The sequence below is a fragment of the Amycolatopsis alkalitolerans genome (assembly GCF_006152065.1).
GTDB lineage: Bacteria > Actinomycetota > Actinomycetes > Mycobacteriales > Pseudonocardiaceae > Amycolatopsis_E > Amycolatopsis_E alkalitolerans.
Map to the genome: position 1 here is coordinate 53335 of NZ_VDFW01000022.1, position 16327 is coordinate 69661.

At 71.1% G+C, this 16327-nt stretch carries 15 protein-coding genes; 2 read left to right on the forward strand and 13 right to left on the reverse strand.

Annotated elements, in window-relative coordinates:
• Positions 1-12: 12 nt before the first annotated feature.
• Positions 13-312 (reverse strand): hypothetical protein, encoded by a 300-nt coding sequence (locus FG385_RS23080; protein ID WP_235022743.1) that lies wholly within the window; start codon positions 310-312, stop codon positions 13-15.
• Positions 313-361: 49 nt separating this feature from the next.
• Between FG385_RS23080 and FG385_RS23085 the strand changes: the two genes are divergently transcribed.
• On the forward strand, positions 362-1333 hold the full coding sequence (locus FG385_RS23085) for a quinone oxidoreductase family protein (RefSeq protein ID WP_139098863.1): 972 nt from the start codon (positions 362-364) through the stop codon (positions 1331-1333).
• A 71-nt stretch (positions 1334-1404) separates the two neighbouring features.
• Here FG385_RS23085 and hpnH read toward each other — a convergent pair whose 3' ends face one another.
• Genes hpnH through hpnC form a run of 7 tightly spaced genes read right to left on the reverse strand, consistent with a single transcriptional unit; the run spans position 1405 to position 9841 of the window.
• Entirely contained in the window at positions 1405-2409 is a 1005-nt protein-coding gene (hpnH, locus tag FG385_RS23090; RefSeq protein ID WP_139098864.1) for an adenosyl-hopene transferase HpnH, read from the reverse strand.
• Between the two features lie 3 nt (positions 2410-2412).
• Positions 2413-3882 carry a 4-hydroxy-3-methylbut-2-enyl diphosphate reductase gene (gene ispH, locus FG385_RS23095; RefSeq protein ID WP_139098865.1) on the reverse strand — a complete coding sequence of 490 codons (1470 nt, stop codon included), beginning with the start codon at positions 3880-3882 and terminating at the stop codon, positions 2413-2415.
• Positions 3879-5762 (reverse strand): squalene--hopene cyclase, encoded by a 1884-nt coding sequence (gene shc, locus FG385_RS23100; protein WP_139098866.1) that lies wholly within the window; start codon positions 5760-5762, stop codon positions 3879-3881. Before shc ends, ispH begins: the two co-directional genes overlap by 4 nt.
• The gene (locus tag FG385_RS23105) at positions 5762-6772 is read right to left on the reverse strand and encodes a polyprenyl synthetase family protein (RefSeq protein WP_139098867.1); all 1011 of its coding nucleotides are present in this window, start codon (positions 6770-6772) and stop codon (positions 5762-5764) included. The genes shc and FG385_RS23105 overlap by 1 nt, the downstream gene beginning before the upstream one ends.
• Positions 6772-8115: a hydroxysqualene dehydroxylase HpnE gene (gene hpnE / locus FG385_RS23110; protein WP_139098868.1), complete on the reverse strand. Its 1344-nt coding sequence runs from the start codon at positions 8113-8115 to the stop codon at positions 6772-6774. The genes FG385_RS23105 and hpnE overlap by 1 nt, the downstream gene beginning before the upstream one ends.
• Complete coding sequence (locus FG385_RS23115) at positions 8112-8969, reverse strand: phytoene/squalene synthase family protein (protein ID WP_139098869.1); 858 nt, start codon at positions 8967-8969, stop codon at positions 8112-8114. Before FG385_RS23115 ends, hpnE begins: the two co-directional genes overlap by 4 nt.
• Positions 8966-9841 (reverse strand): squalene synthase HpnC, encoded by an 876-nt coding sequence (gene hpnC, locus FG385_RS23120; RefSeq protein ID WP_160148867.1) that lies wholly within the window; start codon positions 9839-9841, stop codon positions 8966-8968. Before hpnC ends, FG385_RS23115 begins: the two co-directional genes overlap by 4 nt.
• 136 nt (positions 9842-9977) lie before the next feature.
• Here hpnC and FG385_RS23125 point away from each other — a divergent pair, with 136 nt between their 5' ends.
• Positions 9978-11192 carry a PucR family transcriptional regulator gene (locus FG385_RS23125; protein ID WP_139098871.1) on the forward strand — a complete coding sequence of 405 codons (1215 nt, stop codon included), beginning with the start codon at positions 9978-9980 and terminating at the stop codon, positions 11190-11192.
• Here FG385_RS23125 and FG385_RS23130 read toward each other — a convergent pair.
• The 5 genes from FG385_RS23130 to FG385_RS23150 form a co-directional block, all read right to left on the reverse strand.
• Positions 11189-13144, reverse strand: coding sequence for a bifunctional phosphatase PAP2/O-acyltransferase family protein (locus FG385_RS23130; RefSeq protein ID WP_235022744.1), 1956 nt, complete (start codon positions 13142-13144; stop codon positions 11189-11191). The two genes, FG385_RS23125 and FG385_RS23130, sit on opposite strands and share 4 nt — an antisense overlap.
• Positions 13145-13221: 77 nt before the next feature.
• Positions 13222-13920 carry a DUF3159 domain-containing protein gene (locus FG385_RS23135; protein ID WP_235022745.1) on the reverse strand — a complete coding sequence of 233 codons (699 nt, stop codon included), beginning with the start codon at positions 13918-13920 and terminating at the stop codon, positions 13222-13224.
• An 8-nt stretch (positions 13921-13928) separates the two neighbouring features.
• A complete protein-coding gene (locus FG385_RS23140; protein WP_139098873.1) occupies positions 13929-14906 on the reverse strand; it encodes a DMT family transporter in 978 nt (325 codons plus the stop codon).
• Positions 14907-14948: 42 nt separating this feature from the next.
• A complete protein-coding gene (locus FG385_RS23145) occupies positions 14949-15710 on the reverse strand; it encodes an SDR family NAD(P)-dependent oxidoreductase (RefSeq protein ID WP_139098874.1) in 762 nt (253 codons plus the stop codon).
• 2 nt (positions 15711-15712) lie between these two features.
• Positions 15713-16303, reverse strand: coding sequence for an FKBP-type peptidyl-prolyl cis-trans isomerase (locus FG385_RS23150; protein ID WP_139098919.1), 591 nt, complete (start codon positions 16301-16303; stop codon positions 15713-15715).
• Positions 16304-16327 lie beyond the last annotated feature (24 nt).

The following is a 16327-nucleotide window of genomic DNA, read 5'->3' on the forward strand; positions in this document are numbered from 1 at the left end:
GGCGTGGGTGGGTCAGCAGGCCATGCGGCGGCGGTGCTCCGCGCCGATCTTGACGGCGGCCACGGTCGCGGCGTCCCACTCGGCCGGTTCGAGGTGCTCGACCGCCTCGACGAGGGCGGCGCCGGTGGCGGCGCTGGGCACGATCACGTCGCCCAGCGCGCCGTCCGCGCCGACGAGGACGACCCGCGCCCCGGCCCGCCCGATGCTCTCCACCACGGCCTTGGCTGGCTTGCCGTGCCCGGCGACGAACCCGCGCGCCGCCGCGAGCTGGCGGGCGGTCGGTTCCTGGGTCCGGTCGGTCTCTTCAGTCACGCCGGCCATCCTAGAGTGAGAGGGCAGGACACGAGCGGCAGGAGGAAAAATGCCCACGGCAGTACAGATCCGGCGAACCGGCGGCCCCGAGGTACTGGAACTCACCGAGCTCGAGGTCGGCGATCCGGGTCCGGGTGAACTGCTCGTGGACGTCGCGGCCGCGGGCGTGAACTACATCGACACCTATCATCGCAGCGGGCTCTACCCGATGGACCTGCCGCTGACGCCTGGCCTGGAGGGTGCGGGCACGGTCGCCGCGGTCGGCGAGGGCGTGACCGAATTCAAGCCGGGCGACCGCGTCGCCTGGCAGGGCCAGCTGGGCAGTTACGCCGTGCGAGTGCGGGTGCCGGAACGGATCGCGGTGCCGGTCCCGGACGGAGTCCCCGACGAGGTCGCGGCCGCCTTGCTGCTGCAGGGAGTCACCGCGCATTACCTGAGTCGCTCGACCTACGAAGTCAAAGAAGGCGACGACGTTCTCGTGCACGCCGCGGCCGGAGGGACCGGGCTCCTGCTGACGCAGCTGGTGAAGTCCCGCGGCGGCCGCGTCATCGCGACGGTGTCGACCGGAGAGAAGGAGAAGCTCGCCCGCGAGGCCGGGGCGGACGAGGTGATCCGCTACGACCAGGTGGACTTCGCCGAGGAGACCCGGCGGCTGACCGGCGGCGAAGGCGTCGCCGTGGTGTACGACGGCGTCGGGAAGAACACCTTCGACGGCAGCCTCGCCAGCCTGCGGATACGCGGCATGCTGGTGCTGTTCGGCGCCGCCAGCGGCCCGGTGCCGCCGGTCGACCCGCAGCGGCTCAACGCGGGTGGCTCGCTGTTCCTGACCCGGCCGACGAGTGTCCACTATGTCCGCACCCGCGACGAGCTGATCTGGCGCGCCGGCGAGCTGTTCCAGTCCGTTGTGGACGGTGCGCTGACCGTCCGGATCGGGCACCGGTACCCGCTCGCCGAGGCCCGCCAGGCCCACGAGGACCTGCAGGGCAGGCGCACCACCGGCAAGCTGCTGCTGGTGCCGTGAAGTGCCGTGAGGGACCCCTTCACGGCCGAAAAGGGCATGAGGGGGTCCCTCACGGCATCGGGCAAGCCGGGTCAGGCGCCGACGGCGGCCCGGATGGTCTGCGACAGCGAACTGGTCGTGGCGATGACCGCGGTGGGCTCGTAACCGCAGTGCGCCATGCAGTTGGCGCAGCGCGGGTCCTTGCCCCGGCCGAACTTGTCCCAGTCGGTTTCCTCGATCAGCTCGCGCCACGTCTTGGCGTAGCCGTCGTCGAGCAGGTAGCACGGCCGCTGCCAGCCCAGCAGCGAGTACGACGGGATGCCCCACGGGGTGCACTCGAAGTCCCGCTTGCCCTCGATGAAGTCGAGGAACAGCGGCGAGTGGTTCAGCCGCCACTTCTTGCGGCGCCCGTCCCCGAACGCCTTCGAGAACAGCTCACGGGTCTGCTGCACGCCGAGGAAGTGTTCCTGGTCGGGCGCCTTCTCGTACGCGTAGCCCGGCGAGAGCTGCATGTTGTCGACCTTGACCACGTCGTTGAGGTAGTCGAGCACGTCGATGACGTCCTGCGGGGTGTCGGTGTTGAAGAACGTGGTGTTCGTCATCACCCGGAAACCGGCGTCCTTCGCCATCTTGATCGCGTCGACGGCGGCGGAGAACCCACCCTCCTTGCGCACCGAGGCGTCGTGTTTCTCCTCGAGGCCGTCGATGTGCACCATCCACGCGAAGTTGCGGTGCGGCTTGAACTTGTGGATGTGCTTCGGCAGCAGCAACGCGTTCGTGCACAGGAACACGATCTTGCCCCGGTCCAGCAGGATCCGCGTGATCTCGTCCATCTGCGGGTGCATCAGCGGCTCGCCACCGGCGATGGACACCATCGGCGCGCCGCTCTCCTCGACGGCGCCGACGGCCTGCTGCACCGGCATCCGCTGCTTGAGCAGGTGCGCCGGCTGCTGGATCTTGCCGCAGCCACCGCATTTGAGGTTGCACGCGAACAGTGGCTCCAGCTCGACCAGGATCGCGTACTTGTCCTGGCGCTTCAGCTTCTGCTTCGCCAGGTACGCGCCGAGCCGGATCGACTGGCGCAACGGCATTGCCATGATCTACCCAACCTCCCGAGGTAACGTGAAACGGACGTCTTCATCGGCGACCTGGCTGTCCCGCACCGAGGTACGGCCGAGCCCGGCCAGGCACTGAGTCAGTTCCTCCACCAGATGCGGCGGCGCGGAAGCACCCGCGGTGATCCCGATCCGCCGCGCGCCGGCGAGCCAGCGCATGTCCACTTCGGACACGTCATCGATCAGGTGCGCGGGGGCCCCGTGCCGCCGCGACACCTCCACCAGCCGCTTCGAGTTCGACGAGTTCGCCGAGCCGACCACCAGCACCACGTCGGCCTTTTCGGCGACCGCCCGCACGGCCCGCTGGCGGTTCGTCGTCGCGTAACAGATGTCGTCCCGGCGCGGCGCGGCCATCGCCGGGAACCGCCCGCGCAGCACGGAAGCGATCTCGTCGGCCTCGTCGACCGCGAGCGTCGTCTGCATCGCGTACGCGACCTTCTCCGGGTCGGCCACCTGCACGTGCGCGGCCGCCGAGGCGTCCTCCACGACGAGCACCTGCCCCGGCGCCTCGCCGACGGTGCCCTCGACCTCTTCGTGGTCGGCATGCCCGATGAGCAGCACCGTGTCCCCGCGCGAGGAGTACCGGCGGACCTCGTTGTGCACCTTGGTGACCAGCGGGCAGGTCGCGTCGATCACCCGCAGGTCCTTCGCCGCCGCTTCCTGTCGCACGGCGGGCGCGACCCCGTGCGCGGCGAGCACCGTGGTGGCCCCGGCCGGCACCTCGTCGACCTCCCGCACGAACACCGCGCCCATCCGTTCGAGACGGCGCACGACGTGGGCATTGTGGACGATCTGACGCCGCACGTACACCGGCGCGCCGTAGCGCTCCAGCGCACGTTCGACGATCTCGATCGCCCTGTCCACCCCGGCGCAGAACGAGCGCGGGCTGGCGAGCAGAATCTCACCCTGGTCCACCGCCGAGCACCATTCCCGCAGGGCCGGCGCGGCCGCCCGCAGTGACCGCAGCCCGGTGATCCCCCGGCGCAGGGTACCCGGCCGCCACAGCGGATGGTCCCGAGTGTCCACAATGGCCCGGACCACGGCAAGCGGCCCTGGCACAGCGGCGAACTGGGCGGACTCCATGTCCACCGCGAGGGCGCCCCGCGCGGCGAACCGGTTCCGCTCGGCCCCGTCCACTAGCGCGTCCGACGAGGCCACCGGTCCGGTGTGGACGGTCAGGCCGAGCCGCCGCAGTGCCGCCGCGAGCAGCGGCGCGGACTTCAGCGGCACCGGGCCGTCCGGCCCGTCGATCTCGGTGGCCACCACCAGGTCGCCGGGGCGCACGCCGTGGGCCACCCCGCCGCCGATCCCGGCGACGACGACCGGGGTGTCACCGAGCCGCACGACTGCCTCCGCGCTCCGCCGCGGGCCCATTCCGGTGTGCACCACGCGCATCCCGGGCACCCGCACGGCCGCGGCCTCGAGATACATGGGCGCGCACACGACACCGTTCATGAGGCGCCTCGCACATACCGCCCGAGCGCGGAGACGGGGAACACCAGCCGGTACAGGTGGTAGTTGATGTAGAAGTCGCCGGGGAAGCCGGTGCCGGTGAACTGCGGCTCGTCCCAGGTGCCGTCGGCCCGCTGCGTCCCGGCCAGCCACCGCACCCCTCGCTCCACAATGGACGATTCACGCTCCCCCGCCGCCAGCAGGGCCAGCAATGCCCACGCTGTCTGGGACGCGGTCGAGTCGCCCTTGCCGATCCAGGCCGGATCCCGGTAGGACCGCAGGTCCTCGCCCCAGCCGCCGTCGGCGTTCTGCACCTCGGCGAGCCACGCCACCGCACGGCGGATCACCGGATCCGCGGGCGAGACCCCCGCCGCGACGAGCGCGGGCACGACCGCGCCGGTGCCGTAGAGGTGGTTCGCGCCCCACCGGCCGAACCAGGATCCGTTGTCCTCCTGGGCATCCAGCAGCCACCGGACCCCCCGACGGCACTCGCGGGTGCTCGTGAGCCCTTCCGCCGCGAGCATTTCGACGATATGCGCGGTGACGTCGGCCGAGGGCGGGTCGATCACCGCGCCGAAATCGCAGAACGGCAGTTTGGTCGTCAGCTCCCGCGTGTTGTCGGCGTCGAACGCGCCCCAGCCCCCGTCGCTCGACTGCATGCCCTGCAGCCAGACCGTCGCCCGGTCGATGGCCTCCTTCATCCGGGGCCGGTCGCCGAAAGCCGTGCGCCGCAAGGCCAGCACGATCTCGGCCGTGTCATCGGTGTCGGGATAGACGTCGTTGGCGAACTCGAACGCCCAGCCGCCCGGCGGGGTCGTGGGCCGCTTGACCGCCCAGTCGCCGGCGACCCGGATCTCCTCGCCCAGCAACCAGTCCGCCGCCTTCACCAGCGCCGGGTCGTCGGCGGGCTCGCCCGCGTCGTGCAGCGCGATCATCGCGAGCGCGGTGTCCCAGACCGGGGACTGGCACGCTTCGAGCCGCCGCACCCGGCCGTCCGGGGTTTCCTCGCGGATGATGAACCCGTCGAGCCCCTTCAACCCGGCCTTCATCGCGGGATGGTCGGACGAGTAGCCCAGCAGATGCAGCGCCAGCAGCGAATACACCCACGGCGGCTGGATGCCGCCCCATGAGCCGTCCGCCTCCTGGCGGGCGATGATCCACTCCGCGGCCTGCCGCATGGCCCATCCGCGCATGGGTTTCACCGGCAGCTTCGCGTAGGTGTGCAGGGCCTTGTCGAGGTATTCGAACGCGCCGGACCAGGTCCATGGTTTGAGGTTCTTGCCGGGCCGCTCGCCGGTGCGCAGCTCGTCGACCCCGAACGGCAGCGGCCGTACGGGTTTCAGCGTCGCGACGATCGTCAGTGGCACCACCGTCTGCCGTGCCCAGCATCCCCAGTCGTAAACGTTGAGCGGGAACCACGACGGCAGGAAGATCAGCTCCGGTGGCATGTTGGGCAGCTCGTCCCAGGACCACAACCCGAACAGGGCCAGCCAGATCCGGGTGAAGACCCGGCTGTTCTCCAGCCCGCCACCGGCCAGCACGAACTCCTGCGCCGCGCGCATATGCGGCGCTTCGGGCGCGTCACCGGCCAGCCGCAGCGCGACCCATGCCTCGATCGTGGTCGACAGTTCGCCGGGCCCGCCGTAGAAGGTGGCCCACGTGCCGTCCTCGCGCTGTTGCGACCGGATCCACCGCGCGGCTTCCTCGGTCTCGGCCGCGGTGAGGATGCCGAGGAACTCCCGCAGCAGCAGGTCCTCGGCATCCATCGTGACGTTCGTCTCCAGCTCGCCCTTCCACCAGCCGCCGCCCTCCTGCAGCCCCTTGAGGTGCTCGACCGCGCGCGCGAGCGTCACGGCGGCCGGGCTCTGGACGGTGCGCGTCATCAGGCCTCCCTCGTGACGATGAACTCCGCGAGCGACAGCAGTTCTTCGCGCGGCTGGTCGGGAATCCGCGCGTCTTCGAGCTTCTGACGGCCGTCGGCCATCCGGCGGTAGGCCTCGTCGAGCGCCCATCTGCGCCCGCCCGCCTGCTCGATCAGCTCGGCCGCGTGCCGCACGGACTCCTCACCCGGCGCCCCGGTCCGCGCGAGCCATTTCGCGAGCTCCCTGCCGAGCGCGCCGCCATGGGTGATCGCGTACGTCACCGGGAGGCTCTTCTTGCGGGCCCGCAGATCCGAGTACACCGGTTTGCCGGTCACCGCCGTCTCGCCCCAGATCCCGAGCACGTCGTCGACCAGCTGGAAGGCCAGCCCCAGATCGGCGCCGAAACCGGCCAGCGCGTCGACCGTCGCCCGCGGCGCCCCGGCCAGTACCGCGCCGATCGCGGTGCTCGCGGACAGCAGCGCGCCCGTCTTCCCGGCGGCCATGTCGAGGCACTCGTCGAGGCCGACGTCGTTGCGCTGCTCGAACGCGACGTCGAGGACCTGGCCGCGGATGAGCTCGTTGGTCGCGTCCGCCAGCAGCCGCGCCGCGGCGAGCGCGCACGGCCCGTCACCGTCGAGCAGCACCTCCTGCGCCAGCGAAAGCATCGCGTCCCCGGTGAGGATCGCGCTGGCCGCGCCGCGCACCGCCCATACGGTCGGCCGGTGCCGGCGCTCGGTGTCGCCGTCCATGAGGTCGTCGTGCAGCAACGAGAAGTTGTGCACCAGCTCCACGGCGACCGCGCCCGGTAAGGCCACTGTGGACGCGGCGCCCGCCGCCTCCGCGGAGAGCAGGGCCAGCGCGGGACGGACCGCCTTGCCGCCGCCGTCGGTCGGGTTGCCGTCGAGATCGGTCCAGCCCAGGTGGTAGTAGGCGACCCGGCGGCTGGCGGGGTCGAGCCGGTCCAGCGCCGCCCGCATCGCGGGCATGATCGCTTTCCGGCCCTGCTGGAGAGAGTCGAGAACCGCGGTCATCACATGTCCTTACTGTTCGGGTTCTGGGCACCGAGCAGGGCTTTGGCGGCCGCGTCGCCGCTGCGCACGGCCCCTTCCATGGTCGCAGGCCACCCGGTGGCCGTCCACGCGCCGGCGAGCACGAGCCCCTCGGCCGCGGTCGCGGCGCCGGGGCGCAGCGCCGCGCTCCCGGGTGCCGGGCGGAACGTGGCGTGCCGCTCGCGGGTGACGAAGAAGTCGCGCACGTCCGCGCGCGCCCCCGACGGCAGCACCTGCCGCAGCGCGGGCAGGATCCGCTCGCGGATCCGCCGCACCGGGACGTCGATGAGGTCGTCGGCGGCGGACATCGAGACCGCCACGTACTGACCACCGTCCACTCCGGACTGTCTGGTCCGGTCGAACACCCATTGCACGGGCGAGTCGACCGCGGCGAAGAACGGTTCGCTCAGCACCGGGCGGTCGAACACCACATGCACGTTGACGATCGGGGAGCTGCCCAGCGCGTCCGCCCAGCCCTCGGGCAGATTCACGCTGCCGTCGGGCAGCAGGCGGTGCGCGATGTCCGGCGGCACGGCGAGCACCACCGCCTCGGCGACGAACTCCGTCTCCCCCGCCACGACACGCCAGCCACCGTCCTCCTTGGACAGTGCGGACACCTTGGTGCCCAGGAGGACCTGCGCGCCCGCCTCGGTGAGCCGCGCCTTCGCCGGTTCGCCGTGCAGCTCACGCAACGGGACCTTCGCCCAGCCGATGTCCGCCGCACCGGCATCGGTGAGCAGGCCGACCTGGAAGACCGTGGCGGCCAGCGACAGCGACGCTTCGGCGGCGTGCGCGTTGAGCGTCGCGATGCCAACCAGGTCCCACAACTTCGTGATCGCCTGCTCGCTCTGCCCGTGCCGGCCGAGCCAGTCCGCGAAGGACTGCGCGTCGGCCTCCGCCGACTCCCGGTCGACCCCGCGCAGCGCGAGCGCCGCCCCGGCGAACCTGAGCCGGTCCGCGACCGGGAGCGGCCGGTACTTCAGCACCGAGTCGGCCAGGTGCAGCGGCGCGGGCAAACCGTTGCGCCGCAACCACACCGGCTCGCGCAGCCGCGGCGACCGGACCGGGATCGCCAGCCTGGGCTGCAGGTGCACCTTGTCCATCACCCGCAGGCGCCGCAGCAGGTCCAGGTAGGACGTGCAGCAGCGCAGGAACACGTGCTGCCCGTTGTCCACGTCGAGCTCACCGCGCCGGAACGAATGGGTCAGCCCGCCGAGGTGGCCTCTGGCCTCCAGCAGCGTAACGTCCAGGCCGGCGTCGGCGCAGCGCAACGCCGCCGTGATCCCGGCGAGCCCCCCGCCGATCACCGCGACCCTGCGCGTCACGACAGCCGTCCCGACAGCGCGCGCGCCGCCACTCCCAGCTTTTCCCGGCCGGACAGCGAAAGCCGGCGATCGAACACGAGGGAGGGCTGGTCGTTGATGCGTTCCAGCAGCTGCCGGTAGATCCCCGCCATGGCGAGGCACGAGGCCTTGCTGCGCCATTCGAGCAAGGGCGCCAGGCGCAGCCCGTCGGCGTACCACTCGCGGGCGCGCGCGGCGCTGTGCCGGACGAGCGCGGTCAGGCCGCCCTCGGTGTCTTTCAGGCGGCCCTGCTCGTCGAGTTCCAGCTCCACCCCGAAGGCGTCGAGATCGGACTGCGGCAGGTAGGTCCGGCCGTTCATCAGGTCCTCGCGGATGTCGCGCAGGATGTTGGTCTGCTGCAAGGCGATGCCGAGCGCGTCGGCGTAGCGCGAAGCGTCCGGATGCGGCTTGCTCCCGAACACGCCGAGGCACAACCGCCCGATGGACCCGGCCACGCAGCGGCAGTAGGTGGTCAGGTCCTCGAAGGTCGCGTACCGGCGGCCCTCGATGTCCATCCACACACCGTCGAGCAGCTCGTCGAACGCGCCCAGCGGGATCGGGAAGTGCTTCGCCGCGTCCGCGACCGCGATCAGCACGGGGTCGGTGGCGGTGTCCAGCTCGGCCAGCGATTTGCGGACGTCCTCGAGCCGGACGGCCTTCTCCTCGATCGGCAGGTCCCCGTCGCCGATGTCGTCGACGCGGCGAGCCAGGGCATAGACCGCGCACAGCGCCACGCGCCGGCGGGACGTGAGCAGCCGGATGCCGTAGTAGAAGTTGCGGGCCTCGGTCCTGGTGATCTGCTCGCACGCGGCATACGCGGCTTCGATTTCGGTCAAGGGCGGCCTCCCCGCAGCAGCTTCGACAGATGGACCAGCACGTCCCGCTTGCGCGGCCGCGGCGTGCCCGAGAGCACGTCCCAGTCCGCGCGGCGGAGCGCGTCGACGGTCGCCAGGCCACCGGCGACGTACCCCGCGATGGCCAGGCGCGCCCAGCCTTTCAGCAGCCCTACGAGCGCCGCACCTTCGGTCAGCTGATCGAGTGCTTCGGCGGCCTGCGCGGCGACCACCCGGCGCACCGCGGCGTTGGCGCGGGGCGCGTCCAGATCGGCCTCGCGCACCCCGAACTCGCCGAGATCGGACTGCGGCAGGTAGATCCGGCCTGCTCGCTTGTCCTCGGCGACGTCCTGGCAGTGCTCGATGAGCTGGAGCGCGGTGCAGACCAGGTCGGACAGGCGCTGCGCCTCGGCCGAGCGGACCCCGAAGATGCGCAGCACGATCCGGCCGACCGGATCCGCCGACAGCGTGCAGTACCGCGCCAGGTCGGCCTGGGTGGCGTAGCGGGTGACCTCCTGGTCCTGGAGGTTGGCGCGGACGAGCCGGTCGAACGGTTCCTTGTCCAGACCGCGCGCGCGGATGGTCGGAACCAGGCGGCGCAGGACGGGGTGCGCGGGCTCACCCGCCCACGCCCGCGAAAGGTCCTCACGAAAACTCCGCAACGCGGCGGTGCGGTCTCCTTCGAACTCGTCGCCGAGGTCGTCGATCACGCGCGCGACGTCGTACAGCGCGCCGAGATCGCGCCGGAGCGCACGCGGAAGTATCCGGAGCGCTACCGGGAAGTTCTCAGTGTGTTTCTTCTCCGCGAGCAGAGCGTCATCGTCCGTCAGCACAGGGGCGCCGACCGTGTCGGAACCTGTCGGTGCTGTGTTCATCGGCCCATAATCCATCCAAGGGGGACCGGCCTTCTTCGCACGAGAAACAAATTCGGGCGCGGCCGGGTTATCACGAGCGGACAGTGTTACCCCGATCGAAGGACGGCCTACGACATAAGGGTGGTGGAGGTATCCCGTGGAAGGTGGCAGAAGAGCGGATCCAGCGGAGTCGAAGCTGGAGGAACTCGCCGCCGCGACCGCCGAGCGGCTCCCCCGGATGCTCGACGACGTCACGCGGCTGCTCGGCCACGACTGGCCGGACTACGCCGACTTCATGGTGACCGAACGGGACGAGGTGCTCGTCTCGGCCAACATGTTCCTGCACCGCCTGATGAAGATGGCGAAATGGGACATCAGCGAGCTGCCCGGGGTGTCCGACCAGCCGCCCGAGCATCTGGGCGAGCAGCCGCTGTTCGAGGAGATCGGCCGTGCCCAGTGGCAGCAGGGCCGGGACCTGACGAGCCTGCTGTCCGCCTACCAGATCGGCGCGCGCGTCGCCTGGCATCACGTGGCCGAGGCGGCGCTCGAGGTCGGCGTCCCCTCCGACGTGTTCGCCTCCCTCGCGGAAGCGGTCTTCATCTTCGTCGACCAGCTTTCCTCCGCCTCCGCCCGCGGGTACGTGCTCGAACAGTCCGAGGCCGCGGCGGCGCGGGAACGCCTGCGTGACGAGCTGGGGAACATGCTGCTGTCCGACCGGTCCGACTCCGGCGCCATCCGGGCCGCCGCGGCCCGCGTCGACTGGCCGGTGCCGCGCGAGGCCGCGGTGGTCCTGGTCGAGCCCGACAATCCGGTGGGTGCCGCGCTGCTGGCCCGGCTCGACCACTCGTGCCTGCACGTGCGGCGCCAGCGCATGGTGTGCGCGATCGTGCCCGACCCCGTCGGCCCCCAGCGCCGCGAACGGCTGACGACCGCCTTGCGTGGCGCGGGCGCGGTGGTCGGGCACGCGGTGCCGCTGGAGAACCTGCCGGCGAGCATGCGGGTCGCCGAGGTGGCCGCGCAGCTGCGGCGCACTCAGGTGCTCATCGAAGACCCGGTCTTCGTCGACGAGCACCTGGACTCGATCATCGTGCACCGCGACGCGAGGCTGCTTGACGCCTTCCGCGCGCAGTGCCTCGCCCCGCTCGACGACCTGGGCCCGGTCACGCGCCAGCGGCTGTGCGAGACGCTGGCCTCGTGGCTGCGGCATCTCGGTGACCGGCGGGCGGTGGCCGAGGAGCTGCACATCCACCCGCAGACCGTCCGGTACCGGCTCAGCCAGCTGCGCGAGCTGTTCGGCGAGAGCCTCGACGACCCGGACAACCGGCGTCGCCTGACACTCGCGCTGGCCTGGGGCCTGCCCGAGTCCCCTTAGGCGAGTTCGTCGAGGATCTTCCTGAACTCCTTGAGGAACAGCTCGGCGTTGTCGACGAAGGCGGGGTCGGTGGCGACGCTCATGGAGAAGCATCCGTACCAGCCGAGCACCCCGACCACGAACGGCGTGCCCGGGGCGATCGGGATGATCGGGAACGCGGTGATCAGCGGGAAGTCGGCGAACGTGACCTGCCACGACGCGCCCGGCATGTTCGACACGGTGCCGTTGAAGAACCGCCCGCCGTAGACCGTGCGCGCGAACCACGCGTGGAACCACGGCGGCATCAGGTTCGCGACGGTGTGCTGCACGAACCGGGACGCGATCGCCCTGGTGCCGGTGCGCAGCCGGGTGCTCGCCTTGGCGATCGCCGCGAGCCGGTCCGCCTCGGTCATCTCCCCCGTCGGGACCTCGACCATGACCGCGGCGGTCACGTTCCCGGCCATGCCCGCCCGCGGTTCGGCCGCCATCAGCGGCACCGAGACCAGCATCTTCTCCGGCAGCCGTTCCTTCGCCACCCGGCGGAACGCGGCGGTGCTCGCCGACAGCAGGACGTCGGTGACGCGCACGCCGCGGCGGCGGGCCAGCTCCCGCACCCAGTCCAGGTCGACTTTGAGCGTGCCGAACTCGCGGGCCGAGGAGTTCGAGACCGCCAGCCGCGCCTGCGGGCGCGAATCGGTGGCCAGCTGCGCGATCCCCACGATCCCGCCGGCGAGCTGCTTGAGCCGGCCCGGCCGCCGCACCTCCCCGAGCGCCGAGGTGAGGTCCGGCGAGTCGAACAGGTCGAGCATGAGGTTCATCATGCCGATCCCGTCGGTGACCGAATGGTGCGCGAGCGACGCGACCGCGGCGACGTTCTCCTCGATGCCGGTGACCACGCAGAACCGCCACAGCGGCCGGTCCCGCGGCAGCTGCTGCCCGGCGAGCTCGGCGACCAGCCGGTGCAGCGCGCCCATCCCGCCCGGCCTGCCGTCGCGGGACAGGTCGAACACCGGCACGTGCCAGTCCCAGTCGATATCGGTGGTCTCGGTCCAGCGCCACGGCCGCCATCGGGTCCGCGGACCGAGCTGTTTGCGGAACTCGGGCCGCCCGGCGAGTTTCGCGCTGATGGTCGCCCTGGCCAGCTCATGCGTCGGCGCGGTGCCGGCGCGCGAGGTGTCCAGCATGATCAGGCCACCGACGTGCTGCGGCGCCTCGGGGGTTTCCACGTGCAGGAAGAATGCGTCCGATGCGGGGATGCGGTCCGGGTTTCGTCTCGCCACGTCAGCGATCATGACACTCCCGGCCACCACGAGGACAGCGCCCGCCGCGTCGAGCCAGTAGTGGTTGCCGGTCGCGAGGATCACCGCGAGGGTCACCAGCACGTGCACCGCGCTGAGCCCCTGCACCGCCGCCCGGCCCGAGATCCGCGCCAGCATCACCGAAACCCACAGTGCCCAGCCGACGTGCAGCGAGGGCATCGCGGCCAGCTGGTTGGCGTTCTCCACCAGCGGCGAGCCCCAGGATCCGACGGTGTGCCCGAGCCGCACCGTGTCGACGAACCCCGCTCCTTCGAGCATTCGCGGTGGCGCCACCGGGTAGAGCCAGAAGCACAGCAACGCCAGCAGGTTGAGCCAGGCGAACGAGGTGCGCACCCGCCGGTAGTCGTCCGGATGGCGCAGGTAGACCCAGACGAGCAGGATCAGCGCGCTGGCGATGTAGGTGACCGCGTACTCGTAGTTCGCGAGCGTCCGCAGCCACCCCTGCCCGGCCAGCCAATGGTTCATCGGCAGTTCGAAGTCCAGGTGCAGGGCCTGTTCGAACCGCAGGAGCTGATCCCCGCTCGCCAGCGCGCGCAGCTCGCGCGAGGGCAGCGGCTTCGCCTCGATCACGAGGTAGACGGCGAACAGGGCCAGCCCGGCGAGCAGCTCCCCCCACCATCGCGGTCGCGCACTGGTTCCCGCATGGTGCCGCACCGTTAACACGGAGTTGGTTGACGACCCGGCTGTGAGCACAATCCGGATATAGCACGAAAACGGGCGCGGGCGCTGCCTCAGGCAGCGGGGACGGCCACCGCCTCAGCCGGCTTGCGCCAGCGCATGCGCAGGGTGAGGCCCGGTACGCGGCTCAGCTTGCGCCAGCCGTAGCCCGCGCAGATCGCGATCGTGAGTGCGGTCAGCAAACCACTGAGCAGGCCCCGCGACAGCAAACCGGCCTCGACACCCCAGTGCAGGAAGCCGATGGTCATCGCGGCGTCGATCAGCCGGGACCCGCCCCACATCAGGGCGACCTCGACGAACACGCGGTTGACCGTGCGGTGCGCGAACAGTTCGGCGGGCAGTCGCACGAAGTCACGGGCCAGCCGGGCGGTGATGGGCTTGCCGAGCGCGGCACTGCCCACGAAGATCAGGAACATCAGCACCGACCCGAGCACCGGCTGCAGCACGTACACCACCGCGCTCGACGTGATGAGCGCGACCGAGGCGCGGCCGATCAGCATCGCCGTGGACAGCAGCAGCGTGCGCGGCAGGTCGCGGCGCATCATCCGGCGGGCGCCGAGCACGAACACCGCCCAGCCGAGCACCGCGGCGAGGCCGGGTACCAGCCCGGCGAAGTGGAGCAGGAGCGCCAGCAGGACGCTCGGGATGACGACGGTTTCCAGAGCGATGACCAGGGCATGGCCGAGTGTTCCCCGCAAATGGGGGATCTCGATCACCAGATGGCGCTCCGGGTGGGCATTGACATGCTGCACTTCGTGGTTCACTCCTGGGCACAAGTGTCCGGCGGTTGGGCAGGCGCCGCAACTTTGCCGGGCACCGTACTCATTCCAGGGTAAACGCCGTGTGTCGCCGTGCGGGTCGTTTCCCGTTGGACGGTAGGCGAATGCGCCAGGCCGAAAACCCCGGCCACGAGCAGCACCGCCGCACCGGCCGCGGCCGCGAGCGGACCCGGTTCCGTGGACAGCACGGCGTTGAACGCGAGCATGCCCAGGACATAGCTGACGGCCGGATTGACGATGGACATGACCGCGATGGCCGCGGAGAGCGAGCCGGAACCGTACGCCTGCTGTCCCAGGAGCAGGCCGGTCAGGGTGGACAGGGCGAGCACGTACCCCGGCCAGTCGAGAGCGGTGGTGAGCACGCCGTGGTTGAGCAGATCGTCGGCGGTGAGCTTCATCAGCGCGGCGCTGATGGCGTAGCAGACCCCGGCACCGGTGGCGATGAGCGCGCTGTGCATCAGCGGCCCGCGCCCCTGGGCGAGTTGCACGAGCGTCACGACGGCCACCGCGGCGACCATGACCGCCACGATCAGCCTGCCCCGCTCCGGCGAGCCGTCCAGCGGGGCGGCGCCCTCGACCGCGAGAAAGCACGCGACACCACCGGTGACGGCGAGTGCGGCGAACCAGTCACGCACGGACGGCCACTGGCGGATGATCGCCGACGCCATCGGAAGAGCGAACAGCAACTCGGTGACCAGCAACGGCTGCACGAGCGCGATCGAGCCGAAGTGCAGCGCCGCGGCCTGGCTCACGAAGCCGAGCAGGTTGGTGAGCCAGCCGAGGATCCAGATCCGCTGGCGCAGAAGCCGCCGGATCAGCCACAGGATGGGTACGCGGTGCCGGTTGGCCCGGTGTTCGGTGTCGGCGTCGGCCACCTTGAGCACCGCGCTCCGCTGCAGGGCCGCGGAGGCGGCGAATAGAAAGGCGGCGATGAAACCGAGCAGAACCGGGATCAACACATCGAGTTGCAGCGCTCCCCAGGACGAAAAGATTCCGGCATCTCAGCCGGAACCGCCGAATCGGGTCGCCATCCAACGGTACACGCCGGGCGCCACGCCCCGCACCACCACAGGCAGCCGCAGCCAGCGTGGAACGTACTGATCAGCGCGGTCTTCCCGGACCGCGCGCACCACCGCGTCCGCGACCCGGCCGGCCGGAACGGGTTTCGGTGAATTGCGTTCGTAAGGCCGTCCGCGGCGGGCGAAGAATTCGGTGTCCACCACCCCCGGCACGACGACGCCGATTTTCACGGCGGTGCCGGCGAGCTCGAATCGGAGACTTTCCGCGAACGCGTCCAGTCCGGCTTTCACTGACGAGTAGACCGATTCGCCCGCCACCGCCGTCCGCCCCGCGATGGAAGTGACGAAGACCACATGCGCCGCGGGGCGGCTGCGCAACGCCGGCAGCAGCGCCCGGGTGAGTTCGATGGGGGCGGTCAGGTTCACCTCGATCACGCGCCGCACGTCGTGGGCCGCCATGTCCTCGAACGGTCCGGCCCAGCCGATGCCCGCGTTGTTGACCAGGACGTCCACCTCGCCGAACCGCGCGCGGATCTCCCGTGCCAGCTCCGGGATCGCCGCAGTGTCGGCCAGGTCGCCGGTCACGACCTCGCCGCCGGTGCGCTCGGCGAGCGCGGCGAGCCGCCCGGTGTCCCGGCCGTGCAGGACGAGCCGGGCGCCGGCCTCGTGCAGGGCGAGCGCGGTGGCGGCGCCGATCCCGGACGACGCGCCCGTCACCACCGCCACCGCCCCCCGCGGCTCCATGATCAGCCGGTGACCTGGTCCGCGTCGACGACGAACACGAGCGTCTCGCCTGGCTTGATCGACTGGTTGCCGGCTGCGCCGTATCCCTTGTCCGGCGGGACGATCAGCAGCCGGCGGCCACCCTGCCGGATACCGACGAGGCCCTCGTCCCAGCCCTGGATGACGCTGCCGGTGCCCAGCGTCAGCGGGAACCCGCCGCCGGCGCCGAACGAGTTCTGCTGGTCCACCTTGTCCGACCAGGTGTAGAGGTCGTAGTTGACCACCAGCTTGCTGCCGTCCTTGGCGGCCGCGCCCCTGCCCGGCTCCAGGTCCTTGACCAGCAGCGTGGACGGCGCGGAGCAGGTGTCCGGGATCGTGACGGTCGGCTTGGCGCCGAACGCGCCGGTGACCTTCACGTCGTCCGCCGTGCAGGGCTTGAGCTGCGTCCCCGACGTCGGCGCCGCGGCGGCCGACGGGGTGACGCCCGCCGGGTTGGGGGCGGGATAGGTCGGCCCGCCACCGGGCGGGTAGGACGACGGCTCCTCGCCGGTGGAACAGGCCGCGAGGCTGAGCGCGGCGGCCACCCCGAGCACGATGATGCCAGCTTTACCAATCCGACCGAAAGCAGGCCGACCCTG

Coding starts and splice junctions, on each gene's coding strand:
- shc (WP_139098866.1), bottom strand. CDS start 5,762: ATGACGCGCACCGTCCAGAGCCCGGCCGCCGTGACGCTCGCGCGCGCG.
- hpnC (WP_160148867.1), bottom strand. CDS start 9,841: ATGAACACAGCACCGACAGGTTCCGACACGGTCGGCGCCCCTGTGCTG.
- FG385_RS23105 (WP_139098867.1), bottom strand. CDS start 6,772: ATGACCGCGGTTCTCGACTCTCTCCAGCAGGGCCGGAAAGCGATCATG.
- hpnH (WP_139098864.1), bottom strand. CDS start 2,409: ATGGCAATGCCGTTGCGCCAGTCGATCCGGCTCGGCGCGTACCTGGCG.
- FG385_RS23085 (WP_139098863.1), top strand. CDS start 362: ATGCCCACGGCAGTACAGATCCGGCGAACCGGCGGCCCCGAGGTACTG.
- FG385_RS23145 (WP_139098874.1), bottom strand. CDS start 15,710: ATGGAGCCGCGGGGGGCGGTGGCGGTGGTGACGGGCGCGTCGTCCGGG.
- ispH (WP_139098865.1), bottom strand. CDS start 3,882: ATGAACGGTGTCGTGTGCGCGCCCATGTATCTCGAGGCCGCGGCCGTG.